Origin of the sequence: Thauera sp. 63 (assembly GCF_000310165.2) — a bacterium.
In the GTDB taxonomy this organism is placed as follows: Bacteria; Pseudomonadota; Gammaproteobacteria; order Burkholderiales; family Rhodocyclaceae; genus Thauera; species Thauera humireducens.
Window position 1 is genome coordinate 18,596 of sequence record NZ_AMXC01000006.1, and the last position, 25,087, is coordinate 43,682.

General features: G+C 64.3%; 30 protein-coding genes. 15 read left to right on the forward strand and 15 right to left on the reverse strand.

What is annotated here, in order from left to right; translation table 11 throughout:
- Nucleotide 1 precedes the first annotated feature (1 nt).
- From C664_RS07275 to C664_RS07285, 3 genes are read right to left on the reverse strand one after another with little or no spacing between them, the layout of a single operon-like run.
- Complete coding sequence (locus tag C664_RS07275; protein WP_004256527.1) at nt 2–1,354, reverse strand: sigma-54-dependent transcriptional regulator; 1,353 nt, start codon at nt 1,352–1,354, stop codon at nt 2–4.
- On the reverse strand, nt 1,338–2,789 hold the full coding sequence (locus tag C664_RS07280) for a sensor histidine kinase (RefSeq protein ID WP_004256530.1): 1,452 nt from the start codon (nt 2,787–2,789) through the stop codon (nt 1,338–1,340). The genes C664_RS07275 and C664_RS07280 overlap by 17 nt, the downstream gene beginning before the upstream one ends.
- The gene (locus tag C664_RS07285) at nt 2,786–3,664 is read right to left on the reverse strand and encodes a substrate-binding domain-containing protein (protein ID WP_004256534.1); all 879 of its coding nucleotides are present in this window, start codon (nt 3,662–3,664) and stop codon (nt 2,786–2,788) included. Before C664_RS07285 ends, C664_RS07280 begins: the two co-directional genes overlap by 4 nt.
- 320 nt (nt 3,665–3,984) lie before the next feature.
- Here C664_RS07285 and C664_RS07290 point away from each other — a divergent pair, with 320 nt between their 5' ends.
- The 9 genes from C664_RS07290 (at nt 3,985) to C664_RS07330 (ending at nt 12,328) form a co-directional block, all read left to right on the forward strand.
- Nucleotides 3,985–4,695, forward strand: a complete 711-nt coding sequence (locus C664_RS07290; RefSeq protein ID WP_004256535.1) for a 4Fe-4S dicluster domain-containing protein — start codon at nt 3,985–3,987, stop codon at nt 4,693–4,695.
- Between the two features lie 10 nt (nt 4,696–4,705).
- Nucleotides 4,706–5,563 (forward strand): DmsC/YnfH family molybdoenzyme membrane anchor subunit, encoded by an 858-nt coding sequence (locus C664_RS07295; RefSeq protein WP_004256538.1) that lies wholly within the window; start codon nt 4,706–4,708, stop codon nt 5,561–5,563.
- 24 nt (nt 5,564–5,587) lie between these two features.
- On the forward strand, nt 5,588–8,221 hold the full coding sequence (locus C664_RS07300) for a molybdopterin-dependent oxidoreductase (protein ID WP_004256540.1): 2,634 nt from the start codon (nt 5,588–5,590) through the stop codon (nt 8,219–8,221).
- A gap of 92 nt (nt 8,222–8,313) precedes the next feature.
- Complete coding sequence (locus tag C664_RS07305; RefSeq protein WP_004256543.1) at nt 8,314–9,168, forward strand: TorD/DmsD family molecular chaperone; 855 nt, start codon at nt 8,314–8,316, stop codon at nt 9,166–9,168.
- 18 nt (nt 9,169–9,186) lie between these two features.
- Nucleotides 9,187–9,639, forward strand: coding sequence for a hypothetical protein (locus C664_RS07310; RefSeq protein ID WP_004256564.1), 453 nt, complete (start codon nt 9,187–9,189; stop codon nt 9,637–9,639).
- Nucleotides 9,636–10,331 (forward strand): hypothetical protein, encoded by a 696-nt coding sequence (locus C664_RS07315; protein ID WP_004256566.1) that lies wholly within the window; start codon nt 9,636–9,638, stop codon nt 10,329–10,331. The genes C664_RS07310 and C664_RS07315 overlap by 4 nt, the downstream gene beginning before the upstream one ends.
- Nucleotides 10,328–10,798: a hypothetical protein gene (locus C664_RS07320; protein ID WP_004256568.1), complete on the forward strand. Its 471-nt coding sequence runs from the start codon at nt 10,328–10,330 to the stop codon at nt 10,796–10,798. Before C664_RS07315 ends, C664_RS07320 begins: the two co-directional genes overlap by 4 nt.
- Nucleotides 10,795–11,910, forward strand: coding sequence for a 4Fe-4S dicluster domain-containing protein (locus tag C664_RS07325; protein WP_004256571.1), 1,116 nt, complete (start codon nt 10,795–10,797; stop codon nt 11,908–11,910). Before C664_RS07320 ends, C664_RS07325 begins: the two co-directional genes overlap by 4 nt.
- A 25-nt stretch (nt 11,911–11,935) precedes the next feature.
- On the forward strand, nt 11,936–12,328 hold the full coding sequence (locus tag C664_RS07330) for a hypothetical protein (RefSeq protein ID WP_004256575.1): 393 nt from the start codon (nt 11,936–11,938) through the stop codon (nt 12,326–12,328).
- Between the two features lie 99 nt (nt 12,329–12,427).
- On the opposite strand, the gene C664_RS07335 is transcribed toward C664_RS07330, so the two are convergent.
- The gene (locus tag C664_RS07335; protein ID WP_004256576.1) at nt 12,428–12,643 is read right to left on the reverse strand and encodes a hypothetical protein; all 216 of its coding nucleotides are present in this window, start codon (nt 12,641–12,643) and stop codon (nt 12,428–12,430) included.
- Between the two features lie 1,229 nt (nt 12,644–13,872).
- Here C664_RS07335 and C664_RS07340 point away from each other — a divergent pair.
- Nucleotides 13,873–14,382 carry an RrF2 family transcriptional regulator gene (locus C664_RS07340; RefSeq protein WP_004256578.1) on the forward strand — a complete coding sequence of 170 codons (510 nt, stop codon included), beginning with the start codon at nt 13,873–13,875 and terminating at the stop codon, nt 14,380–14,382.
- On the opposite strand, the gene C664_RS07345 is transcribed toward C664_RS07340, so the two are convergent.
- From C664_RS07345 to C664_RS07380, 8 genes are all read right to left on the reverse strand, one after another.
- Nucleotides 14,319–14,963: a hypothetical protein gene (locus C664_RS07345; RefSeq protein ID WP_004256580.1), complete on the reverse strand. Its 645-nt coding sequence runs from the start codon at nt 14,961–14,963 to the stop codon at nt 14,319–14,321. The genes C664_RS07340 and C664_RS07345 overlap by 64 nt on opposite strands.
- Nucleotides 14,960–15,583, reverse strand: coding sequence for an SCO family protein (locus C664_RS07350; protein WP_038011261.1), 624 nt, complete (start codon nt 15,581–15,583; stop codon nt 14,960–14,962). The genes C664_RS07345 and C664_RS07350 overlap by 4 nt, the downstream gene beginning before the upstream one ends.
- 47 nt (nt 15,584–15,630) lie before the next feature.
- The gene (locus tag C664_RS07355; RefSeq protein WP_051019120.1) at nt 15,631–16,083 is read right to left on the reverse strand and encodes a group III truncated hemoglobin; all 453 of its coding nucleotides are present in this window, start codon (nt 16,081–16,083) and stop codon (nt 15,631–15,633) included.
- A gap of 6 nt (nt 16,084–16,089) precedes the next feature.
- Complete coding sequence (locus C664_RS07360; protein WP_004256584.1) at nt 16,090–16,683, reverse strand: c-type cytochrome; 594 nt, start codon at nt 16,681–16,683, stop codon at nt 16,090–16,092.
- A gap of 19 nt (nt 16,684–16,702) precedes the next feature.
- Complete coding sequence (locus C664_RS07365) at nt 16,703–17,293, reverse strand: cbb3-type cytochrome c oxidase subunit II (protein WP_004256586.1); 591 nt, start codon at nt 17,291–17,293, stop codon at nt 16,703–16,705.
- Nucleotides 17,293–18,888 (reverse strand): cbb3-type cytochrome c oxidase subunit I, encoded by a 1,596-nt coding sequence (locus C664_RS07370; protein WP_038011214.1) that lies wholly within the window; start codon nt 18,886–18,888, stop codon nt 17,293–17,295. Before C664_RS07370 ends, C664_RS07365 begins: the two co-directional genes overlap by 1 nt.
- A 510-nt stretch (nt 18,889–19,398) precedes the next feature.
- Nucleotides 19,399–19,812 carry a type II toxin-antitoxin system VapC family toxin gene (locus C664_RS07375; RefSeq protein ID WP_004256591.1) on the reverse strand — a complete coding sequence of 138 codons (414 nt, stop codon included), beginning with the start codon at nt 19,810–19,812 and terminating at the stop codon, nt 19,399–19,401.
- Nucleotides 19,812–20,048, reverse strand: coding sequence for an antitoxin (locus C664_RS07380; protein ID WP_004256595.1), 237 nt, complete (start codon nt 20,046–20,048; stop codon nt 19,812–19,814). The genes C664_RS07375 and C664_RS07380 overlap by 1 nt, the downstream gene beginning before the upstream one ends.
- A 441-nt stretch (nt 20,049–20,489) precedes the next feature.
- Here C664_RS07380 and C664_RS07385 point away from each other — a divergent pair, with 441 nt between their 5' ends.
- The 5 genes from C664_RS07385 to C664_RS07400 all read left to right on the forward strand — a co-directional run bounded on the left by C664_RS07385 (nt 20,490) and on the right by C664_RS07400 (nt 22,293).
- The gene (locus C664_RS07385) at nt 20,490–20,816 is read left to right on the forward strand and encodes a hypothetical protein (RefSeq protein ID WP_004256599.1); all 327 of its coding nucleotides are present in this window, start codon (nt 20,490–20,492) and stop codon (nt 20,814–20,816) included.
- Nucleotides 20,817–21,127: 311 nt separating this feature from the next.
- Nucleotides 21,128–21,439: a DUF2807 domain-containing protein gene (locus tag C664_RS20920; RefSeq protein WP_232435076.1), complete on the forward strand. Its 312-nt coding sequence runs from the start codon at nt 21,128–21,130 to the stop codon at nt 21,437–21,439.
- Entirely contained in the window at nt 21,439–21,741 is a 303-nt protein-coding gene (locus C664_RS20925) for a GIN domain-containing protein (protein WP_232435077.1), read from the forward strand. The genes C664_RS20920 and C664_RS20925 overlap by 1 nt, the downstream gene beginning before the upstream one ends.
- Before the next feature lie 10 nt (nt 21,742–21,751).
- Entirely contained in the window at nt 21,752–22,018 is a 267-nt protein-coding gene (locus C664_RS07395; protein WP_004256601.1) for a CopG family ribbon-helix-helix protein, read from the forward strand.
- Nucleotides 22,015–22,293, forward strand: a complete 279-nt coding sequence (locus C664_RS07400) for a type II toxin-antitoxin system RelE/ParE family toxin (protein WP_004256604.1) — start codon at nt 22,015–22,017, stop codon at nt 22,291–22,293. Before C664_RS07395 ends, C664_RS07400 begins: the two co-directional genes overlap by 4 nt.
- A gap of 436 nt (nt 22,294–22,729) precedes the next feature.
- Here C664_RS07400 and C664_RS07405 read toward each other — a convergent pair whose 3' ends face one another.
- The 3 genes from C664_RS07405 to C664_RS07415 form a co-directional block, all read right to left on the reverse strand.
- A complete protein-coding gene (locus C664_RS07405; RefSeq protein ID WP_004256607.1) occupies nt 22,730–23,794 on the reverse strand; it encodes a site-specific integrase in 1,065 nt (354 codons plus the stop codon).
- A gap of 415 nt (nt 23,795–24,209) precedes the next feature.
- A complete protein-coding gene (locus tag C664_RS07410; protein WP_004256609.1) occupies nt 24,210–24,716 on the reverse strand; it encodes a type II toxin-antitoxin system YhaV family toxin in 507 nt (168 codons plus the stop codon).
- Entirely contained in the window at nt 24,713–25,042 is a 330-nt protein-coding gene (locus C664_RS07415; protein ID WP_004256612.1) for a type II toxin-antitoxin system PrlF family antitoxin, read from the reverse strand. Before C664_RS07415 ends, C664_RS07410 begins: the two co-directional genes overlap by 4 nt.
- Nucleotides 25,043–25,087 lie beyond the last annotated feature (45 nt).

Here is a 25,087-nt window from a genome sequence, read left to right on the forward strand (position 1 = left end):
TTCAGACATCTTCGCGCGCCTGCAGCCCAAGGCGGCGCAGCTTTTCCCACAGCGTCTTGCGCGTGATGCCAAGCGCCTCGGCGCTGTGGGTCATGTGGCCGCCATGCTGCTCCAGGACCATGCGCAGGTAATCCCGCTCGCAATCCATCAGGTAGTCGGCCAGCAGACGTGAGGGCGGGGGCTGGTCCGCGCCGGCGTCCAGCCCCTCGCCGAAGAACGCATCGGCGCCGAGGAGCGGGCCGGGAGACAGGATGCAGGCGCGCTCGACCGCGTGCTTCAGTTCGCGAACGTTTCCCGGCCAGGCGTAGTGGGCAAGTGCCTCTTCGGTGCGCGGGTCGATGCGCCGCTTTTGCTCGGGATGGGCGCGATTGAACGCGTCGACGAAGTGATGCACGAACCAGGGAATGTCCTCCCGGCGCTCGCGCAGCGGTGGAATGCGCAGGTGAATCACGTGGATGCGGTAGTAGAGATCGTCGCGAAAGCGGCCTTCGTCGACCATCGCCTTGAGGTCGCAATGGGTCGCACAGACCAGGTGGAAATCCACTGCAATCGGTGATTCTCCGCCAAGACGCTGCAGCCGGTGTTCCTGCAGCACGCGCAACAACTTGGCCTGCATCGACAGGGGCATGTCGCCGATCTCGTCGAGGAACACGGTGCCGCCGCCCGCCTGTTCGAAATAGCCCCGCCTCGCCTTGGTCGCGCCGGTGAATGCCCCCTTCTCGTGGCCGAACAGTTCGGCCTCGAGGAGGGAGTCCGGTATCGCGGCGCAGTTCACTGCGACGAATGGCGCCTGCGGACCGGCCGCGTAGCGGTGGAACAGGCGTGCCACGTGTTCCTTGCCGACGCCCGACTCCCCGGTGATCAGCAGGCTGTCGGCATGGCGGGCGAGGCGGGGCAGCGATTCGGCGATCCGCCGCATCGCTGGCGACACGCCCAGGATTTCTGCTCCCGCCGAGGCCTGTCGCGCGCCATAGCCCTCGGCCAGTGCTCGCGCCTTGGCGATCAGCGCATCCGGGTCGAATGGCTTGGTGATGTAGTCTGCGGCGCCCGCCTTGATCAGTTCGACTGCTCGATCGATGCTGCCGAAGGCGGTCATGAACAGGAAGGGCGGCAGCATTTGCGCCGAGGCGAGCAGATCGAGAAATAGGTCGCCTCCGTTGCAGTCGGGCAGCCGGATATCGCTGACGACCACCGCATGACGGTGCGCTGCCAGCGCGGACCGGGCCTCGGCGCCGGTACGGCACCAATCGACATCGAAGCCTTCGAGGCGAAAGCGGTCGGTGAGGGATTCGCCGATGATCTCGTCGTCCTCGATCAGGCACAGCCTCGGCCGCGTTTCAGTCGGATTTGCCATAGGGAATCTCGATGGTGAAGGTCGTCGCGTCGGGCTCGCTCTCGACCGCGATCTCGCCGTCGAGCTGTCGGGTGATCTGGTACACAATCCACAGGCCCAGGCCGTGTCCGGTCTCCCGCCCGGTTGCGAAGGGCTCGAACAGGTAGGGCATGTCCTGCTGCTCGATGTGTGCGCCGTCGTTGAAGACGGCGAGCGTCACACCCTGTGGCGAGGTATGTGCGTCGAGGCGCACCGTGCCGCCTTCGCCGGCCGCCGCTACTGCGTTCAGCAGCAAGTTGAGCACGATCTGTCGGAGCAGGGTCGCCGGCAACGGAACGGGTTCGGCAATGCGGCCATCGACGACGACGCGCACGGCTTGTGCATGGGCTTCGGCTTCGACCAGGATCAGCAGGTCGTCGATGTCCTCGGGGGCGAAGGAGCGGTCTTCGACCTTCGCTTCCACCAGCAGCGCGCTGACCGTGTTGCGGATCTGGGTCAGCCCGCGCTGCAGCAACGACAGCGTGCGCTCGGCGCGCTGCGGGTCCCCGCCATGGCGCTGGAACGTGTTGATCGCCGTGAGCATGCCGGTGAGGGGGTTGTTGATCTCGTGCGCGATCCCGGCGGTGAGCCTGCCAATGGCGGCAAGCCGCTCGGAGCTGAGCATCTGCCGCTCCATCTCCTGCTTGATCCGCATTTCCGCCACCATGCGCCGGAAGGCTTCGCCAAGCTGGCCGATTTCGTCGCCGCTGCGCGGAAGGTCCGCAAGCCGGGCCGCTTCGAGCTCGAGCGGGATCTGCTTCATCGCCCCGGCCAAGCGCAACAGGGGTTGCGCGGTACGCCGCGCCCAGACCCAGGATACGGGTAGCAGAATGATGAGGACCACGAGCGTGACCCATGCTGCCCGTCCGACCTGGCCCAGGAAACGGGGGAGGAGCGCAGGCTTGGCGTAGGCGAGGATGACGTGGCCCAGCGCGACGCCGTCGGCGATCAGCGGCGTCATGATGAAGAACAGTGGGCTGTCTGCCGGCTCGAGGATGCGCTGATCGGCGGGTCCGCCCCGTGAGAGTTCGGCGCGCAACAGGCCGTAGGCGCCCCCGGGGGCTGCGGCGCTGGTGCCGATGGGGAACGCGCGTGGCCGGGTCGACACGAACACACGATAGTCCGCGTCCGTCACCAGCACGACCTGCGCCTGAAGTTCGGGCGCGGCGGGGTTGGGTTCATGGGCCGACTGCAGGATTTCGTAGGCACGCCAGATGTCGTCGTGCAGCACCGGCATGACCAGCGTGTGGGCCAGCACGCGCCCCATGCTGCGGGCGTGGCCTTCGAGATTCTGGCGCACGAGGTCATAGTCCCGCGCGACCAGTGCGACGGTGACTGCGAGCGCCGTGCCCAGTACCGCCGCCACCACGCGCAGCGGAATCTTCCAGCGCAACGACAGGTCGGCGAGCGTCCTCATGGATTTCTCACGCGCGCGGCCATACGTGCAATCTCGTCAAACAGTTCCGGCTGTCCCGGCGTGAAGCCGTCGAGGCGCAGGCGATGGAGCAAGTCCATGCCTTGCGGATCGGCCACCATCTCGAGCAGCACGGTGCGAAAGCGCGCCAGCTCGGCCGTCTGAATATCCGCCCGGGCGACGAAAGGCGGGTAACCGAGCGGCGGCGAGCGCTCGATCACGCGCGTGGCCCGGGTCAGGTCCGGGTGCGATTCGGCGAGGGTCTCCCAGACATAGCCGTCGACCGCCCCGCCGTCGGCCAGTGCAATGCCGACCGCCTCGACTACCTTGCGGTGCGCCCAGGTGAAGAAACTGCGCGAGAAGAAGTTGGCCGGATTCTCGCCTTGCGTGGTGAGCAGGTAGCGCGGGTAGAGATAGCCGGAGTTGGAGTCGGGGTCGGAGTAGGCGAAGACCTTGCCCCGCAAATCGACGAGCGTCGTGGTTCGGGTGTCGTCGGCCGGCACGATGAGGTAGGACTGGTAGTAGGGCCCGCCGCGCCACAGTGGCACTGCAACCAGCTTCAGTTCCTGGCGGTGGAGCACATACGGGTAGCCGCACACCCAGGCAAAGTCGAGCTTGCCGGCGCGAAGCAGGTCCATGACTTCGCGATAGCTGCCGCGCTGGACGAACACGACGGTGCGCCCGAGCTTCACCTCCAGCCAGCGTCGCCACTGGCTAAGGAAACTCATCTGGTCATCGAGAAAGACCGGTGTCAGGCCGATACGGACGGGTGCTTCTTCGGCACGCACCGGCAGCACCGTCAGGGCCACCACAGCGCCTGCCGTGCGCAGGAATGTGCGCCGGTCCGTGGTTTCGCAAGCGGCGTTGTCCCTGTTCATGGCGCTGATGATAGGCGCCGATCCTGCGCGCTGTCAGCACGCTGGCGCCCGTCGTTACGCGGCGGTAACAGCTTGCGGCGCAGCAATCGTAGCTGATGTTACGGCGATGTAACGCCAGGCGCCGGGACAACGGGATCGGCTGGCCAGCCGATCCCTTGCACGGCAAGGCCTTTCGCCTATTTCCCTGTTCTTGGCCTGGTTATTGCGAATGTTGGAGCGTGGAGGGAGGCGTGATGCGTTCGCGGCGAGGCGCCAATTGCGAGCCGCGAATCGCCATTTCGAATGCGGAGCACACCGCGGCATTCAACGGAGGTGAAAGCATGAGTGAAGAACTCAGGGTCTCGCCGATCGAGACCAGGGAAGCGCCGGGAAAGCGCCGGTTTGCGATGGTGGTCGACACGCGACGCTGCATCGGCTGCATGGCCTGTCAGGTGGCGTGCAAGGCGGAGTACGACACGCCGCTCGGGGTCAATCGCACCTGGGTGCCGTACAAGGTCGTCGGCAAGTATCCCAACGTCAAGAAGCAGTTCCTGCCGCGGCTGTGCAACCACTGCGACGATCCGCCCTGTGTGCGCAACTGCCCGGTGGAGGCTACCTTCAAGGTGGAGGACGGCGGTTTCGTGCTCCAGCGCTACGAGCGCTGCATCGGCTGTCGAAGCTGCATGGCGGCGTGCCCGTACAACGCGCGCTTCATGCTGCCTTCGCACCGCACCTACACGCCGATCACCAACGTGGTGGACAAGTGCACCTTCTGCTTCCACCGCGTGACGCAAGACCTGGTGCCGGCCTGCGTGCAGACCTGCATCGGCCGCTCGCGCATCTTCGGCGACCTCAACGACCCCAACAGCGAGGTCTCGTACCTGGTCGCGACCAACGCCACCCAGGTGCTGCGTCCGGAGGAAGGGACCAAGCCCCACGTGTTCTACATCGGGGCCGACCGCAACCAGACCGAGTTCGGGCGCGATGCCTATCGCAAGCCCGAGGTGATGGAGCTCGATCGCAGCGCGTTCAAGCGCCACTTCGACATCTGAGGAGAAAACCATGGGTGACTACGTCTGGTTCCACGATGTGTCGTGGCACGCGACCTACGCGATCTACTTCTTCGTCATCGGGATCTGCGCGGGGCTGGCCTTCCTGTCCTATGGCTCGTGGGTGACGCCGGAGCTGCGGCCGCTGCGGGTCAAGGCGGCGGTGGTGTCCTTCGTCCTGCTCGGTGTGGGCGGCCTGCTGCTGATCGCTGACCTGTCGCAGCCGCTGCGCTTTCTCAACATCCTCAATCCGGCCTATCTCAACTTCTCGTCCCCGCTCGCGTGGGGCGCGCTGAACATCGTCGCCTTCGGCATTGCGTCGGTGCTGTATCTGCTGGCGCTCAGGAGGGGGGACGAAGGCAGAGGCAAGCTGCTCGCCGCGATCACGGCACTGCTGGCGCTCGGCCTGCCGATTTACACCGGCTACGACCTCACCGTGCACCAGTCGCGCCCGGTGTGGAACACGCCGGTCATCCCGGTGCTGTTCGTCGCCATGGCGATCGCGTCCGGTTCGGCGGTGGGTGCTTTGCTCGCAGGCGGGCATGAGGGTGCGCAGCGGGTGTTGCGTCAGTACCTGATGTGGTCCTGCGGTGCGGTGGGCGTGATGCTGATCTCGATCCTGGGTACCACCAGCTACGGTGGTTCGGCGCAGGAGCTGACCTTCCTCATCCTCACCACCGGCACGATGGGCCTGATCTTCGTGGGCGCGGGCATTGTCGCCGGCACCGCGGCGCCGATCGCGCTGCTGCTCGCACCGTTCGGCCGCCAGCAGGTCGGCATCGCGCTGGCCGCGCTACTCGTGCTGCTCGGTGGCGCGGCCCTGCGCTACGCGCTGCTGATGGGCCCCCAACAGTTGCAGACCCTCTACTGACCGGTCAGGCAAGGAGATCTTCAAATGAACTTCCCGAAAATCACCCGTCGCACCTTCCTGCAGGCCAGTGCCGGCACGACCGCGGCCGCCGCGCTCGCGCCGCGCATGCTGCACGCCATGGAAAACGAACTGGGCGGCAAGGACTTCAGCCCGGTGACCGCCGCCGAGCGCAAGGCGATTCCGATCAACTGCCACGTCTGCAACATCCAGGACGGCGCGATCGCCTTCGTGGAAAACGACCGAGTGGTGAAGCTCGAAGGCAACCCGGAGCACGTGTCCACTCGCGGCCGTCTGTGCGCCAAGGGCAACTCCGGCATGTGGTACAGCTACGACCCCGACCGCATCCTGTATCCGCTCAAGCGGGTCGGCGCGCGCGGAGAGGGCAAGTGGAAGCGCATCACCTGGGACGAGGCGCTGGCCGAGGTGGCCGAGAAGCTCGACGCCGCGCTGAAGGAAGATCCCAACACCATCATGCTGAAGTGGGGTCGCAACCGCACCGGCGGCACGCTCGAGCGCTTCATGAAGACGCTGGGCTCGGCCACCGTGCTCAACCACACCTCAGTGTGCGAGTCGTCGAAGAAGGTGGGGCAGGAGCCGACCTGGGGGCCGGACATCGAGACACCCGACTTCGCCAACGCCAAGTACGTACTGAACTTCGGCTCCAACATCCTGGAGGCGGCGTACTTCCACAACCCGCTGTCGCAGCGCGTGACCGAGGGCCGCGTGGACAACCACATGAAGATCGTCACCTTCGATGTGCGCTTGTCGAACACCGCCGGCTTCTCGGACGAGTGGATTCCGGTGTTCCCGGCCACCGATGGCGCGGTGGCGCTGGCGATCGGTCATGTGATCCTGCGCGAGGACCTGCAGGACAGCGACTTCATCAGCACCTGGACCAACGTCACGGTCGATGAACTGAAGGCGCATTACGCCCAATACACCCCCGAGTGGGCGTCGAAGATCTCCGGCGTGCCGGTGCAGACGATCGAGCGCATCGCGCGCGAGTTCGCCACCACCAAGCCGGCGACGCTGTTCACCTACCGCGGCCCGGCCAAGCACCTGTATGGCTCTTACAACGAGAAGGCCTGCATGATGCTGCCGATCATGACCGGCAACGTCGAGAAGCGCGGCGGCTATTGCCTGCCGCGCGGCATGGGCTGGCCGCAGCCCAACCCGCAGCCGCCGGGGCCGAAGCATGATTCCGTGCTCGCGCATCCGCCCGAGTATCCGCTCGCCTCGCACAAGGTCAGCCACCTGGTGCCGTTCTGGATTGCCGAAGGCCGGCAGAAGATCAACGTCGCGTTCACCTACCAGGACAACCCGGTCTACACCAACCCGGGCGCGCAGGCGGTGTGGGGCAAGCTGTACCGCGACGAGAAGCTGATCCCGTACTTCATCTCGATGAGCTCGCACATGGGCGAGGAGACGGCGCTGGCCGACATCATCCTGCCCGACTGCCCCTACCTCGAGCGCTGGGAACCCGAGTCGATGCCGAACTCGCTGTGGCCGTGGCTCGGCATCCGGCAGCCGGTGCACAAGTCGCTCGGCGAATCGCGCGAAAACCGCGTGCTGCTGCGCGACATCATCTGGAAGCTGGACCCGGACGGCGCCCGCGGCATGAAGCAGTTCTGGGAGTTCAAGGATGGCGAGGACTACATGCGCCACCACTTCGACAACGTGCCCGGGCTGAAGGAGGCGGGCGGGCTCGACTTCCTGAAGAAGCACGGCGTGTGGCCGATCTACGGCACGCTCGACCCCAAGACCGGCAAGGTCACCGACAAGACCGGACGCGAGATCCAGGCCGAGTACGGCCTGTACAAGAAGGAACTGTCGGCCGCCGACATGGAAGGCGCAATGGTGGACGCGCACGGCGTGATCACCAAGAACGGCGCGGCGATCGGCATCCAGCGCAATGGCCGCAACTACGTGGGTTTCCCGACCCCTAACCGGGTGATCAACGTGCGCGTCGATGCGTGGGCCGAGTACGGCTTCAACCCGATGCCGACCTTCAAGCGCATTCCGTGGCACGAGGCCATGAAGGACGACGAAATGATCCTGTCCACCTTCAAGCTCAACGTGCACAAGCAGTCCCGCACGGCGGCGGTGAAGTGGCTGGCAGAGATCGCCCACAGCAATCCGGCGTGGATGAACCCCGATACGGCCAGGACGCTCGGCGTGAAGACGGGCGACCTGGTGCGGGTCGAAAGTCCGGTCGGCTACCTGGTGACCAAGGCCTATGTCACCGAGGGCATCCACCCCAAGGTGATTTCGATCGCCACCGGGTTCGGGCACTGGGAATACGGGCGGCTGGCGACGCTGAAGCTCAAGGACAAGCCGGCCTTCGGCGGCACCGAGGACCCCGACCTCAACAACGTCTGGTGGGACGACAAGGGCGTGCATCCGAACGCCATCATCCCCGCGGTGGCCGACCCGATCGGCGGCTCGCAGGGCTGGTACGACACCGTGGTCAAGGTCACCAAGGCCGGGCCGAACGACAAATACGGCGACGTCCATGGTGACTGGGACAAGCATTACGCGGCCTACAAGGAGACCATGCGCTACGCCTACACCGGCGACCTGCATCGCAAGATGCACCCCGAGATGGCAGCGTGGGGCGGCCCCGAAAGCGTGAAGGCCAAGGCGCCAAGCGGGCACTGAGCCCATGGAGCGGGTGTCGATCGCGACGCGCCCGCCGGCAGTGAATCGTCCAGCCGGGCCGCGTGGCGGCCCGGAACCGAACGGGAGTCAACATGCTTAAAACCCTGCTTGCGATCGACGACGACGATGCGGTGGTCGTCGACCCGCGCACGCCGCCGCCGCGCCCTATTGCCGAGATGCGGGCCGAACTGCGTGCCGAGTGCGACGCGCGCGCCAACCTATGCCGGCTTCTGGCCGGCGTGTTCGTGGAGGAGGCCGACGCCGCCTTCATCCGCGCCCTGCGTCGCCCCGAAGTGCTCGACAGCCTGGCCGCGGCGGGCGTGTGCTTCGAGGCCGATTTCCTCGATGCGGAGGAGAGCGCCCTGGTCGAACGTCTGGCGTGTGAGTACACCACCTTGTTCGCGGCGAGCGGCGGGTTTCCGCCGGTCGAGTCGGTGCGCCTCACCGGAAGGTACAAGCAGGATCCGCATTTCCAGGTGGCCCAGGACTATGCGAAGTGGGGCTTCGTCGTCAGCAAGGGGCGCTTCGAGCTGTTTCCCGACCAGCTCGGCGTCGAGTTGATGTTCGTCGCCGAGTTGCTCGAGCGTTGCAGTGCGGCACTGGCCACCGGGGACGAAGCACTCGCCCGACGCATCGAGCGCGACCTCAAGCGCTTCTGGACGCAGCATCTCGCGCGCTGGGTGCGCGGCTATGCGCGCCTCATCGAGCAGGTCGCCGAGCACTCCTTCTACCGTGGCATGGCCGGTTTCCTGCATGGCTTCGCGAGCGAGGAGATCGCCGCGATGGGCTTGCGCACCGACGACGAGGACCACGCCCGCGCCGTGGTCCCGAAGAGCGAGATCCGCGTCGAGTTCAATCCCGACGAACCCGTGTGCAATGGCTGCGAGTCGGCTCCGGTCAAGCCGCAGCGTGCGGCGAACGTCCACACCCTGCACGACCTGCGCTGACCCAAGGGAGGTCTCGACATGCTGCTCGATCTTCAAGCCCGCCCGATTCTGCCCCCCGACCGTCAGGTGCTGTCCGAAATCGACTGGTCCGAGGTGGCCACGCTGTGGGACACCAACGAACTCGGGGTTCTGCACGACCTGCTCAATGAACGCTGGTCGCGCCTGATCCGCAATAGCGTGCTCGGCACGCGCGACCCCGAGGCCGAGTTCCTGCAGGGGCTCGCCTTCGCCACGCTGGCGCTGTTCTTCACCCAGAACCGCAACCAGGAGGGCGCCTTGCTGATGGTGGATGATGCGCTCATCGCCCTCGGCAAGTACCGCCCCCGCTTCATGGGGGTGCAGATCGATCCGATCATCGGCACGCTGCAGACGCTGCGGCCCTTGATCGCAGCGCTGCCGGCCGACGGCGAAAACCCGATGTTCCCCTTCGTGTATGCGAAGCTCGAACACGATGGAGCGCTCACGACATGATCCGCTGCGCATGCCTTGCCAACTCGGCCGACACTGCCGATGTGCCGGTCGAAGCCGCATTGCTGTTCCGGGTCGACGACCCGGAGAACACACCACGCGCGCAGGACGGCAGTACGGCTATCCTGCTCCACGGCGACGAGGCCCGTGCCGCCGCGCTGCTGGAAGCCGGTGTGCCGCAGGTATTGCTGGGCGATGCGGTGCTGAGCGATGCGGATTTGCCCTTGCGGCTCGCCGCGCGCTTCGGGGCCGATCGCGTCGGCCTGTTCGTGCCCGCGCGGCGCATGGCGGTGTCGTGGTCCTTCGACACGGTGTCGAACGCCGACTTTCGCGTGGTGACCCCATCGCTGTGCGAGCCCGGCTGGGAGATCCTGCGCGCCGATGGCAGCGCCACCGGTATCCGCGTGGACTGGTGGCTGGGCGAAATGAAGAAGCGCGGGATATCGACCGCGCTGGTGCAGGTCGATATCGTCGACGACACCGACCTCAACCTGTGCGCGGGCCTGGTCGAAGAGCTGGGCGAGGGACTGTGGATCGCTCCGGGCGGGGAGGTGGAACCGGCGCTGGCCGACTGGGTGCGCTACGGCAAGGCCACCCGGATCGCGCTGCCGCCGGCGCTTTTCGAGCGTCGCGCAGGGCTGCTGGGTGAGCTGTTGGCCCCTGCGGAGCCGATGACCGACATGGAGGAAGCATGATCACGCGAGTCCGACGCCGTGTCGGCGGTGTGCTGGTAGCCTTCTTGCTGACCGCTTCGTTACAGGCGCACGCAGCAGCGAGCCTGCGCAACGAGATGCAGCTCGGCCTGGCGCTGCGAGCCAGTCCGCCCTGTTGCGTCGTCGACGCGCGCGCCGAGTCCGAACGCAAGGCGCTGGCGCTCGATGAAGCGCTCGTCTATCGCGAGGATCTGCGGATCAAGCCGACAGCCACGGTGGTGGTGGTCGCGGACACCGACGAGGCCGCGCTCGCCGTGGCAGAGTCGATTGCCGCCGCACACCCTGGCAGCCCGGTCCTGGCGGTCGAGGGCGGTATCGTCGCCTGGCAACGCGTGCTCGCGCGCATCAACGCCGAGCCGCCGGGTGGGCGCGCGATCCAGTTCGTGATTCCGAAGAACACCTGCGAGCATGGGCCGGCCTTGCAGGAACTGCGGACGGCACCTAAGTGAGCATCGCGTATCCCGAGTTCCGCGCCAGCCGCTGCACGCGCTACCGCTTTCGCTACAGCGCATGCAGCCGGTGTGCGGACGCGTGTCCGCACGACGCCGTCGCACTCACCGACGAAGGGGTGAGGATCGGTCCCGCGCGCTGCCAGAACTGCGCGCTGTGCGTCACCGCCTGCCCGACCGACGCCCTCGGGAGCGACGTCCTCAAGCCGGTCGACATGCTGCGCCAGGCAATCCGGCACGAGCGCTTCGCGATCGCCTGTGCCCCATCGGGCGCCAGCGGCGACGCCGTCGTCCCCTGCCTTGGCGCGGTGGATGCGGGCAGCCTCGCGTATCTCGCCAAGCGGCGGATTCCAGTCACCCTGCACGGGTCCGTGCATTGCCAGCACTGCGCGCACGGTGCCCGCGGCGCGGCACAGCTCGCCAGCAACCTCGATGCCTGCGCGCTGCTCCAGGAGGTCGCCGCCAGCGTCGACAAGCCCGCCGACTGGATCGCGCCACAACTCGACGAGCCCGATGCCGCGAAGCCGGACAGCCCCGGCGCGACGCCCTTTGCGGCCGGGCGCCGGCAGTGGTTCCGGCGTCTGGTGGGAAGGGGCGCGGCGGAGGTCGCCCAGTCTTTCGACGCTCCAGTGGCGGCGCCATCGACCCCGGACAAGGCGATCCGTCCGGGCCCCTACGCGCTGCCGGAGCGGCGTGAGCTGTTGCAGATCGTCTGCACCCGCAAGGACGACCAGCCCTTCCACGTGCCGCTGCACGACGCGCTGCCGATGATGGCCTTGTCGCTGCGGCCCGGATGCACCACCTGCGAGGCGTGCTTCCGCGTGTGCCCCACGGGCGCGATCCAGATCGAGGAGTCGCCGGCGCACTATCAGCTCAAGTTCGACGCCGACCGCTGCGTCGCATGCGCGGTCTGCCTCGAGGTCTGCCAGCCGCGCGTGCTCGATGCCGACGTCGCCTTCGACGCCCGGCCCGAGCAGCCGCCACGCGTGCTGCTGGCCATGGCCAAGCAACGCTGCGCGCGCTGCGACCGGCACTTCGTTTCGCATACGCCACAGGAAACCTGTCCGATCTGTCGCGACGACGAGGACGCGTTCGCCGCCATTTTTGGCTGAGACCGGGCAACGAGGAGGAATCGCCATGGAATGGGAGTTCACCGCAGAGGATGTCGTCAAGGCGCGGGTCGGCTACATGCTTGCGGATTTTCGCCGCGACCTTGCCGAAGAAGTCCGCATGAATGCGGGCGACAGCGACGAATTGCAGTTTCGACGTACGTTCAATCTGATCTACGACATGTGCCATGCACTGGCGACCGGTCGCAAGCTTGACGAATTTCTCGCGCCCTACGCTTACGACCCGCCCACATGTGAGTTCTTGCGCGAGGTCGAGCCCTTGATGGAATCGAACGTCGAAATGCTGGGCGCGATTTTGCAGAGGATGATCATGGACGGCGTTGAACGCGGTCTGCCTCTTGAGGTGGCTGTGAACGAAGCCGCTTTGCAGCATCGACAGGTGGCTATGTCAGGCGTGTAGTCCTCCTCGTGAGCACGCGATGTGCCGCCATTGAGGCCCCCATTTCGGGTGGCGGCAAAGGTTGCCGATTGGATTCGGGCGGTCGTCTGAAATGGCGATCTACGACGGCAGCAGAAGCGCCAGAGCAAAGCTGCTGCCGGGGGGGCGGAAGTTGGTGGCCTGTCCGCGATAGAGGCGGGCCGCGATCAACTGGATGCGATCGGCGCAAGCGTCGGCACGCATATCGAGCTTCACGTCACTCTCGGCGCTGTCGATGCTGACGCGACGTTCGGATGGCTGGGCAAGCGCCTGGGCCTCGAATGCGCTCCGAAGCACGGCCGATGCAGGCTGTCTCGAGCGCGCAGTTCGTCCGGCGATCGTAGACGAGGTCGATCACGTCGCCACCGCACAATAGGTGTTCGCCGCGCCATTCGAGTTTGCGCGGATCGACGATCGGCGCGTCGGCGCGTCGGCGCACAGATGGGAGTCGAAACGCAGGAACGCGCCGCGCGGGCCATGATCGAGGCGGGCGATTGTCAGGCTCCGGGCGAGCACCCGTTCACGATAGGCCGGTAATGCGACCGTCACCTCGACAGCACGGCAAGCCGTGACATGTCGTGTGGAGACATGTTTGAGTATGCACCCGCGTACGGTGGCTCCACTCCGTTACCTGCCGTTCGAACGACGAAGAGCCCAACGGCTGTTGTGGGTCGATAGCCCCAGCACGCAGAGTGTGGAAGCTGTCGTTCGCGGTCGCGTCACGGACGAATGACAGGTGACCGGCGCTTTGCGGCCTGACTTCCTCCAGCAGGCTACCGACTGCAACGGCCGAGTTGCTTCCGTTGGTCATCTGGTTCATCCCCACCGGCGTGGGGAACACGGACGGTACGTACGTCCTCCAGCAGAGGTCGGCTCATTTCCACGGGCGTGGGGAACACTTTTCCGCCCGGCCGTCACCGCAGAACTACTCCCGAACCTAGGGCATGGCGTGGACGCGCGTGGGGTTCGTTGGGCAACCGCGAAAGGGGAACAGTCCAGCCAAGTCTGCTGCGCGGATTTGGGCGATCTCCCTGGAGGTGGCCAGAATCGTTGCGGCGACCAATAGGTGAGAGTCTACAGGAGAGCCCTGAAAAGTCGCGCCGTTGCCGGGCTTTGAGCGCGCGATAGGTGAGAGTTTACGGGAGAGGATGGCAACGACAGCACCCAAGGCTGGCTGGGTGAGTCCGGGGTGGTAGCATCGGATTAGCCGCGTCCCTATAGCAACTTTGGACGGCGGTGTATCTGCACATTCGAGGGCACGGTGAGGACGAAGTGCTCAGTGCCTGTTGGCGGTCGCGGGCATCCTGAGTAACAAGCTGCCCAGGCGTTCGCGCATCGCCCCAAAGTCGCCTTGCTCGGCAAGCCGACGAAGCTGACTCCTAGTCAGGCAGTGCTGTTAGTGATGCTGAACAGGTCAGAGTTCAAGAACTAGGCCGTGATCAACGTAAATTCCAGATCACCATCGACGCCCCATGAGGCCGCGGCTTATGCTGTGACTCGACGCGTCCCACTGCCCCGCAAGAACGATGAAACTCACCGTCTATACCGATTACACACTGCGCGTACTGATGTATCTCAGTTTGCGCCATGAGAGCGGCGGCCTCGCCACGATCGATGAGATCGCAGCCGCGTACGACATCTCGCGTAGCCACCTGATGAAGATCGTGCATCAGATGGGTGCGGCAGGACTGTTAGAGACGATACGGGGACGCAGTGGCGGTGTGCGTCTGGCGCGTGATCCCTCCGCGATCTCGATCGGCATGATCGTACGGATTGCGGAAGGCGACTTTGCCCTGGTCGAATGCTTCGAGGCAGGCAAGGAGCACTGCTGTGCGATCTCGCCGGCCTGCAACCTCACGCGTGGGCTGCGGCGCGCACTCGATGCCTTCATGCTCGAACTCGACAAGATGACGCTGCGCGACGCGGTCGCGGCACCGAGCGTGGCGGCATCACTGCTCGGAATCGAAGACACTCAGCGGCGAATTATTCCACTAGCGCGCGCTCCTGCGCCGGACGCCAAGCGCTCACCGGGCTGAATTGCTGCCCCTGGCCGCGACGCGGCGAGGATCCGGTAAAGCACCAAGCCGGCAAGCACGAACGCCAGGACGATTAGCCCCTTCCCGGCGACCGCCTGTTCATCGACGAGGTAGCTCACGCACAGGCGCCGTTCTTCGTCTTGGTACAACAGGCCGGCGGTGGCCAGCATCCAGGCCATGTTGCCGACGAAGAAGGCGGCGATCTCAGGTTCGCTTCGGTGCCAGCTCGCGCGCAGTACCACGCCGGAGAACCACCACGCGCCGTACTTCGCCCACTGCACGCCGGTATCGAGAAGACTGAGGTCGAGCATCGCGGGGATCATCCACAAAGCGCTCACGCAGCTCGCGAACGCGAGCCCGAGCACGCCGTGGGTGTCGATGCGGCGTGGCAGTCCAGCGGGCAGGCGGTGGTGCGCGAGCACCGCGCCGGCGGCCCAGCCGCTTGTCAGCAGCAGCGGCAGCTCCACTAGCATGTGCAGCGCCATGCTGCCTTCTAGCAACTGGCGCAGGGGCGGCCACAGCAGCAGAAGCGGCAGCGTCGCGAGTAGCCTGGTTAGTACCAATGGCCCCCAGGTGTTCATGGGCGTCCCACCCCAGCCAGCGCCAGTGCGCGTTCGAGCGCCTGCGGCCAGCGTTCGAGATCGTAGATGCCTTGTACGGTACCGCTGGCATCGATGAGGTGGATGGCCCCGTTGTGCACGAAGCCCCCCATCCCGTCCGCAACTGCAACCACGCCAAGGGAGCGCAGCAGGGCCTCCTGTGCCCCAGCGTCGACCGGCGTGCCGATCTGCCACAGATCGGGCTCCTGCCGGTGGGTGATGCCGTAGTCCCGCAAGGCAGCGGGCGTGTCGTGGGTACGGTCGAAGGCGATCGACACCAGACGGATCGGGCTGTCGGCGCCGAAGCGCTCGCGCAGTGCGCGTTGCATGCGGGTGTATTCGGCGCCGAGGGCGCTGCACACGGTCAGACAGCGGGTATAGATGAAGTCGACCAGGAAGACCTGACCCGTCGATCCCGGCCAGGGCGTCCACGGCGCTCCGTACGGACCTGAAAGCTCGACCGGGCGGGCAAGCAGGCGGGCGCCCGCCGCGTCGTCGCGACGCAAGGCCTCGAAGGTCCAGTATTCAAAGCCGCGGGTAACCTGGCCAACCAGGGCGATGAAGCCCACCAGCAGCCCCAAGGCTGCGAGCAGGGTTGCCACCAGCGCGCGGGGGCGCGTTGCGGCAGCGCTGTTGCGAGCGCCCGGCACTATCCCCGCTCCACGATGACGCGTCCCTCTTCATCGGCGACAAACTTCGCCGGGCGGCTGAAGAAGCCGAGGAACAGGCTGCGCCCGATCATCCCGGCGACCTCGCGCAGCCGCTCGCGCGCGGTCACTTCGAAGCCGTAAGCGGTGTGGCGGTGCCACAGCGTCATCCAGCGCGCGAAGTGCTCCGGCTCGACGCCCTTGAGCTGCATATGGGTGGTAAAAACGCTGCCAGAGAAGGTGCGCGTGTCGAGCATCATCGTCGACCAGAACTCGACCATGCGTCCGAGGTGGGTGTCCCAATGCTCGCCGATCGCCGCATCGAACACCGGGGCAAGCAAGGGGTCGCGGCGCACGTCCCCGTAGAAGGCGTGCACCAGGCGGTGAAGATCGTCACGCGTCAAGGCGGCCGATGTGCTCGTGATGGAGGGTGTGGGTGGGCTGTTGGCGCTCATGTCAGTTCAGGGAAGGGCGGCGAGTTCCTCGCCGCCGGAGAAGGGTTGCTTACGGTCCGCGAGGCGGGCCCGCGCCGCGGCCACGGCCTCGGCGGCGATCGGCGCGGCGGCGTTTCCCCAGGCGCTGCGGATGTGGGTGAGCACGGCGGCGATCTCGGCATCGCCCAGCGAGCCCCCGAACGCGGGCATCGCGCCCTGGTAGACCGTGCCCTTGACCTCGAGCGGGCCACTGACGCCGTGCAGGAGGATGGCGACGACCGTGTCGGGTTTGCCGAGCACCCACTCCGATCCGGCCAGGGGCGGGAACACGCCCGGCAGCCCCAGTCCCGTCGCCTGGTGGCAGGCGGCGCACATCGAGTTATAGATGGCGCCGCCATCCACCTTGGCGCCGGCTGCCGGCTTGTCGCCCGCAAGTTCGGACGCACTGCGGCCGTCGCCCCAGGTCGCCGGTACATTGAGGTTCGAATGGGCGATGTAATCGACACCGAACGCGGCAAGCGCCACCGCGAGCGCAAGGACGAGCCATGGGATGGGCGTCCGGCCCTCTTCTGGGTCGGGGTTCTCGCGGCGCTGCTGCGAAAGGATCTCGGGCTTGTTCATTGGCGTCGTCCTCTGCCGCTCAGTTCACACTTGCCGTATCGGCGACCGGATAACTACGGTCGAGCGACTTCAGGTAGCTCACCAGATCGAGCGCCTCCGGGCGGGCGACGACGATTTTGCCCGCTGGGGCGAAGTCGGGCGGCAGGGTCACCACGGTCTCGCCCGCCTCGGCCTGGTCACGAACCTCGAACAGGAAGGGATAGGCTGGCATGGTGCTGCCCGGCGCGTAGGCGCGCGGCTGGTAGAGATGCCCCAAGTGCCACTGCTCGCTCGGCTGGCGAACGCCGATGTTCATCAGGTCAGGGCCAGTGCGCATCGTGCCGAGCAAGGGCGGGTCGTCATAGGCATAGTCGCCAGCCACGGTTGCCCGCCCCCAGGCCCGCTTGGCATCGGGTGCGAACGCCCTCGCGCGCGGCTGCTGCGAGTGGCAATACATACATCCATGTTGAATGTATTGCGTGCGCCCGCGCAGCTCGGTCGAAGTGTAGGGATTGAGGCCTTCGACCGGCGGCGTATCGCGGACCGTCACATAGGGCAGGACGACCAGGGCGGAGGTCGCGACCGCCAGCGTGGTCAGGCCGCCGAGAATCAAGCGCGTTTCGCTGTGCATCAGATCGCTCCCGGCGCGGAAAGGTAGGCGGACGATTGCTCCGTGCGGCGCTCGCCGCCGATCAGCAGGCGGACGAAGTGCGCGGCAAACACCACATGGCTGAGCGCCATCAGCGCCCCCCCCACGCTGCGACCCTGCAGGTAGGGCAGCGTGATCTGAACTGACTCCATGAACCCGCGGCTCTCGTCGAGCATCGCGGTGCCCTGCAGCCAGCCGCCGATGGTCAGCGACACGAAATAGATTGCGATTCCAGCCGCTGCCAGCCAGAAGTGCAGGCTGATCAGCCGCGGCCAGGGCCAGTCGCGACCAGTGACGCGTGGCACCACGAAATAGATGGCGCCGAAGAAGACCATCGTGACAAAGCCGTAGAGACCGAGATGGGCGTGGGCGACCGTGTAGTGGGTGAAATGGGTGATGACATTGACGCTTCGCAGGGCCTCGAACGAGCCCTGCACAGAACTCGCCGTGTACATCAGTCCGCCCAGGCAGATGAACTGCAGCGTTGGGGAATGACGCAGCGCAGTGAGATGGCCCTTGAGCGTCAGGTGCTGGTTCACTGTGAAGGCGACCACCGGCAGGATCATCATCATGCTCTGCACGATCGACAGGGTGACCAGCCAGGCGGGAACTGGGCCGCCGACGAGATGGTGCCCGCCGACCTGTCCGTAGAAGAAGGCGAGTCCCCAGAAACCCACCAGCGACAGGTTGTAGGACTGGATCGGCCGCCCGATCAGCTTGGGCAGGAAGTAGTAGATCGACGCCAGCGCGAGCGGTGTGTAGAACAGTCCGAGCACGTTGTGGCCGAACCACCAGTTCATCGTCGCCGCCTCTACGCCGCGGTGAAGGCCGGGGATGTTGGCAACGAAGAACAGCACCGGAAACCAGAACAGCGCGCACCCCATGTACCAGACCGATACGTAAAGGTGGGCGACCTTGCGCCTGAGCAGGGTGAGGATCAGCGGCAGGCCCACTAGGGCGCCGCCGGCGACGAACAGGATGTCGATCTGCCAGGGGATCTCGAGCCACTCCATGCCGTCGCTGACGCCATAGGCGAGGCTACCAAGCCCGGCGACCAGCGCCGCGTTCCACAGCGCCCCGCCCAGCACCGCGTAGCGGCCGCCGATGAGCTCGGTCTTGAGGAGGCGCGGAATGATGAACAGCGCGGTGCCCAGACCGGCCATCGGCGCCCAACCGTAGGCCACGGCATTGAGGTGCAGGGTGCGGATGCGGCCGAAGCTGAGCCAGGCCTCCGACACCAGCCAGTCGGGCGCATGGAGCTTGATCGAGGCGGTGAGCCCCGCCGCCGAGGCCACGAGCAACCAGACGAAGGCACAACAATAGAAGAAGAACACCACCGGGGCGGTCGAGGCATCCGCCGCAGCGCGATCGAGCAACTCCTGGCTATCTACCGCGTTGGCCTCTAAAGGATTACGTAACGTCAATGTTTCAGCAAAACCAATCTCTCCTCGAGCGAAAATCACCTCGCCTCCATCGGCACTACGGCTCAACAGGCGGCTGCGCTGCGACCAGATGAAGAAACCGAGGCCGACGAGCGAAAGCACGAAGGCCGACATCAGGATCGAGAGGGTATTCATGGGGAGTCCGCGGGACAAGGCCCAAATCCAGGGCCGGCCGCAGGCCGCTCCTGGGTCGTGACTTTGCGTAGATGCGTCGTTAAAAGATATACAAAGCGTACATCTTATATACCCTATGCGCAACCCGGAAACGGATCAGCGCCCACGCCATGGTTTTGTAGTCGGGCGCTCGTTGCTCTCATCAACTCCGCAAAGCGTGGCACAGGCAAGTGCTTGCCAAAACGCACATGGATACTGGGGCCGACGAAATCGAAGCGTGGGTGAGGGTGCTGTTGTCGCTGGATACGCATGAGGTTGCACGACGCCTCTTCGAGCGGCTCATCTGAACGGGTTGAAGAACGTTTAAGCCTAGGCGGGGTGACTGGCAGGGCGTACCCCCGCAAACGGGCCGGCGTCGGCGCTCTCAGTGGGGAAAGCGGCCGTCTGAATGAGCTGCCAGCGCTGCAATCCACATGAGAGAACCGTTGTGGCGAGCCGTCATCCGTGACTTCATCGCGTGGTGGCCTGTCTTTACTGTTGGGCAGCTGGCGTCAGCCAGTTCTCCGTCGCAACGCCGGGGTAACGCGCAAAGTCCTTCATGTTGTTGGTCACGACCGTCACACCAAGGGCCGAAGCGTGCGCGGCAATCAGTTTGTCGAGCGCATCCTTCTTGTTCTCACGCGTAGCAAGCCGGATCGGGCCATAGGCAAGGGCGGCCTGAGCGTCAAAGGCGACCACGGGGATGTCCTCGACCAAGGCCTGGAGGTTGGCGCGTTCGCGCTCCGGATCAGCCGCCACGGCAACGCCATACTCCAACTCAGCGAAGGTGATGGCTGACATCACCACGTCGCCGACGTAGCACGTCGCAAAACGCCGGGCGACTTCCTCCGGTTGGTTCTTCATCAAGTAGATGCACATGTTGGTGTCGAGCATGTAGCGCGGCATTACAGCGGGTCCCGTTCAGCTTGCTCCTGATCGCCGCGTCCTTCGGCCAGGAAGTCGGGCGAGAACTGGGCGAACTTGGTGAGCACGCCCGCCAGTGAGCGTCGAGCGGGCCGAATCCGGATTTCATCGCCCTCGCGCTCGATCTCGAGTTCCATGTCCGTGCGCTCGTAAGCCAGGTCAGCCGGGATGCGAACGGCCTGTGAGTTGCCGTTCTTGAAAGCGCGTGTGGTGTGCATGGGTGGCTCCAGCAAGGATGTACAGCGTATGTACTTTAGGCTAGGTCGGGGGTGATGTACACCTTCGGATGTACTTGGCCTTGCCAGTGCGTTCGGTGAGGGGCGATGCCTAGGCCTGGTCGTGTCAAATATATGGACACTTCCCAATTCGGCGCCGACCGGGTTCCGCGCTGCTACTGGGTTTGAGGCTCATCCCGCGCCGCGCCAACCATCTCCATTTTTTTGAAATTGCTGGCGGGGCCCCTTAGGCGTCATCTGTTCATGATAATAGTCGTTATCGTGAACGGATGCCCGGCAAGGTAACGAACGTGACGAAAATCAGTACGTGCGCGACGTAGCGTACATGAGCGAATAGGACTAATAGATTATCAATGCCTGCCAATGTCCCTACGTTTCTGATTACTTCATGACCTCGGTCGCGGTGCATGGTGCATCGCGTCTGTGACCCCGCTTGTGTCGCCGCAAGAAACCCTCGCGCAGCGCGCACCGGCCGTCGGCGCCGCGCCACCGAGCACGGGCCTGCGTGCGTCGTCCAAACGGCAGGGGCGCTCGGGGCCGACGCCCCACGATCTGCTCTGGGATGCGGTTGTGGCGCGATGGTTCACCGCGGTGCACGAGTTCGAGGGCGCCGTGCCGGGTCGGCGCTACCGGCTCGATGTGGCCTTGCCCGAGGCGCGCATCGACTTGGAGGTCGACGGCTTCAGGCACCACCGGAAACACCTGGAGGATTTCCGGCGCGACCGATTGCGGCAGAGCGCGCTGATCTGATCATCTGCGGTTGGCGAGTCCTCTGATTCGTCGCCAGGGACATCAGGAAAGACTCGAACGCATGCCTGGAGACCATCCAGGCCTTACTGGGGTCAGGTCACAAAACGGGAAAATCGTACGCTAAGGCGCGATCTGTCAGATTGAGGTCGCATAAGTTGACGCGAAGTCGTCAGCGGAAAACAGCTCTATCCTGATGCTTTGCGGGCTGAGGGCCTGCCCGGCTAAGGCATAGCTCAGACTGATATTTTTCTTGAACGATTAAAAGTCAATCACTATGACTAACTAAAAATCAAGCCGCATCAAAAAGGATCGTGCCCGATGGGCATTTCCGCCCACCCGCTACGAACAACCAAGAGGGCTCGGCCTGGGGACGCATTGAGAACTATGTCACGGAAGAACGTCCACGCCAGACGATCGGCAAGATCGTCGTCAAGGGCTCGGTCGATGTGGTATTCCGGCGCAGCGACAAACCAATGCTCATCGTGGCCGGCGAAACGACCGAGGCCGTCGACTCGGTAAAAACTTACTTCAACGGCGGGAAGCTGGTGATCGAGCGGGATGGCATGACCATCAACTTCGGCAACAGCCGCATGACCTTTCACGGCTCGGTCGGACGTTCGTGATGGGCGACATCGTGAACGGCAGGCCGATGGGTACGAGCATCAGTCAAGGCAAGGTGGTCGTGGGCATCGCACTGCTCGAGGCACCGGCTGTCAAGATCAAGGGTAGCGGTGACGTAACCCTGCTCGATCTGCGGCAAGCTGGCTTGGACCTCGAAATCGACGGTTCAGGCGACATCACTGCCTATGGGCAAGTCGCTCACCTGGAAGATGAAATCGCCGGGTCCGGTGACATCCTGGTGCGGGGCAATTCGCCGCACCGTGACCACAGCTTTGCCGGCTCCGGCATGATCAAGTTCCGATAGGAGGTGCAACATGACATCAGCAACAAAAGTACTGACCGCGCACGTACGGCTTCCGCTGGCTGACAAGGTGGATCAGATGGCTTCACGCCTTGAACGTTCGCGTGGCTGGATCATGAAACAGGCGCTTTCCGCCTGGATCGCCCTAGAAGAGGAGCGCGACCGACTGACCCAAGAAGCGCTGGCTGACATAGACGCCGGCCGCGTCATCGACCACCAAGCCGTACAAGCGTGGGCGGAGAGTCTTGGCACCGACCAGCCGCTGCCGGTGCCGCGTTGAGGGAGCTGAAGTGGACCGACAAGGCGCTTTCCGATTTGGCGCGCTTGTATGAATCCCTGGCTCCGGTGAACAGGCCCGCAGCCGCGCGGGCGGTGCAGGCGCTGACCAAGGCCCGGACCATTCTGCTGACCAACCCACGCATCGGCGATCAACTGTTCCAGTTCGAGCCGGGCGAGGTACGGCGAATTCTGGTCGGAGAGTACGAGGTTCGCTACGAAATTCAGGATTTGATTATCTACGTCCTGAGGTTGTGGCATACCCGAGAGGACCGCTGAGATGGCTTTGCCACCAACCTACTATGACCTCGTGCGCAAGTTGCGACCCACCCCTGTTAAGAAGGGGGAGCTGTACGCAGCGGAGTTGCTGAGCGGCCCGAATCCGCTGCAGGTCATCCATAGCGTGGACGACTACGACAGCCGGTTTCCGCAGTACATCGAACAACTGAATGCGGAGATACGTCAGAACCCGGTTCGAGTGGCTTCTATATGCCGATCATCGGTGGCTCTATTGTGGCGGTCAGTTACAGACGTCTTGACGCGTGGATCAACGCGTACAGGTTGGTGCTGGACCGAGAGCCGTGTGCCAAGGCGCCATTTTCCATAAATGCTCTCATGATTGCCACGACGGGAGATAGTGGGCGTCCCTGCCACCAAGGCCCTCCTTGTGGGAAGGAGGCGGTGAGGGCGTCGTCCTGGGAAACGAAGGTTCGGTTCAGGCTTGGCGCCCGGTTGCCTTGACGCGTTTTGCGGTATCGATTTTCTGAGCAAGCTTGCCGGCCTGCAGGTGGGTATAGCGCTTCAGCACTTGTAGGGTCTTATGCCCAGACACGCTCGCGAGTTCTAGAACGTTCAGGTCACCGAGTTCGGCTAAGCTGGACAGTGCCTCGTGCCGCAGATCATGGAACGTGAGGTCTTTAATCCCCGCCCGATCAACCGCACGTGCGAAAGCTTTGTAGAGCGTCATGCGGACAATCGGGAAAACTTGGCCGCCAACGGCTCGCGGAAGCGCCTTGAGTGTCGCAACGGCCTCGCTTGTGAGAGGGGCAGCTCGTGCCTCTCCGTTCTTGCTCATCGGGATCAGGGCTACTCCAGTTTCGAGATCGATATGCTCCCAACGCAGCGCCAAGATTTCCCCCTGTCGCATCGCGGTCTCAAGGGCGAGTTCGACTGCAGGCCGTAGCCAGCGATTCTTGCTTGCATCGCATTCAATCAAGAGTAGCTTGCGTTCTTCCGAAGAGAGCCTGCGCTCGCGTCCGCCTGTCGCGCTCGGCTTCCGGATGCCCAGAACCGGGTTGCCGTGGGGAAGATGGATGCCGAGTTCCCTTTGGGCGAAGCCCAGTAGCGTTGAAAGGAGATCGAGTTCTCCCTTAACAGTGGACGCGCTTACACACGGCGCACGGTCAGGATCGTGCTTATAGCGGCTATCAGGCTCCGAAAGGCGCTCGTCGCGGTAGCCGGCCACCAATGAGGGGGTGAGGGCGGCAAGAGCGTATTTGCCAAGCTTCTCGCGTAACCGCGCGAGCTTGAACTTCCACGCGCTACCGCGATAGTGGTGGGGAGCGAAACTTGTCTCGAACTCGACCGCTATTGCCTCGAGTGTGGTCCTCTCCGCCGTTTTTCGTGGTAGGTAAAGGCCGCGATCCATCTCAGCCTCGATCTGACGACCCCAGCGTTCAGCATCGGCCTTGAGAGTGAATGTCCGGCTTTCGGCAGGAAACCCCTTCTTACGTACCTTTACCTGCCACTGGCCTGGACCGCGGTTTGTGACAACTGCCATTCTGTTCTGCCTTGTCCCAAGAGTGTCCCAAATAATACCGAAAAATCTCCAAGTACAAGTATATAAAGAACCTTACAATTCCCTGCTAAGGGAGCATACCGTCAAAAACGGTATCGAGGGTTCGAATCCCTCCGTCTCCGCCAGACCTGCGAAGAAGCCATATTTTCAAGTCAATTCAACGGCTTAGAAATTATGGCTTTTTGCTTGTATACCGCATCAAGTTATCACCTCCCTTGATCTTGAGGGGGCAGGGCAATCGCACGAATGCCGTCGTCGTACACGCAAACGAACTTCTTGTTTACGTATCGGCGCGTGTTTGCAGGGGCATGTGACGCCGCTGCAGTGCCCACTCGTACATCTTCTTCTTCAAGACTGATGACCCCGTGATAACGCTACTCACCATAGAAGCCGGGCTTTACGGCGTGACGGCGACGGCGAACCGCTGCAAGCGCTCCCCCTCGGCCCGGGCTTCGGCAAGCAACCTGCTCCAATCGTCCGGCGGGTGGCCGCTTTCTAGCATCTTGCGAAACACCCGGTAGGCGTCGTCGCTGCTCTCATAGGCGCGCTTGGTGTCCTCATCGTTGACCCACGCGAAGACGATCACCTTGCTGGGTGCGTGGTAGCGAAAGAACAGGCGGTATTGCTGGAAGAATTTCGCCCGGAACCAGTGCTTGTGATCGTCACCAAGGGTGCCACCCTGGCGGTACTCAGGGCGGCCCGGATCTTGCGGGATAAGGTCGAAGGCAAGCTTGGTGATCGCCGCAAGGCGCTTGCTGGCGTTCTTCTTGATGTACCCGACCGGATCTTTCCGCTTCAAGGCCGCGATCTGATGTGCCAGCGCTTCAATCTGTGCGAGGAACAGCGGGTGGGCAAAGATCGTCCAGCCATGAACGACCAGAGGCGCGGGCTTGCCCGTGCTCATTCATCATCTGCCGACAGGGCGGCATCAAGATCGACCTCGATGCTGCCGACCAGCGACTTGAGTCGTTGGACAAGGCCGGCATCCACCGCCTGCAGGCGCTCAGGATGGCTGGCAATGTCTCGGGCCAGAAAGCCAAGAAACTGGCCGAGCACCGGGTCGTCATCTTCGTGGTCTGCAGCGCGAGTTAACACCACCTCACCGCTGGGGCGGATGCTGTAGTGAATTTTGTCGCGCTTGCCCAATCGCAGGGCGCGACGCACGGTTTCGGGCACCGTGGTCTGGTAACGGTCGGTCAACGTGGATTCGACGTCGAGGGTGGCAGGCATGGCGCTCTCCGGTCAATGTGTGGATGTCTTGCATGGTAATGCACT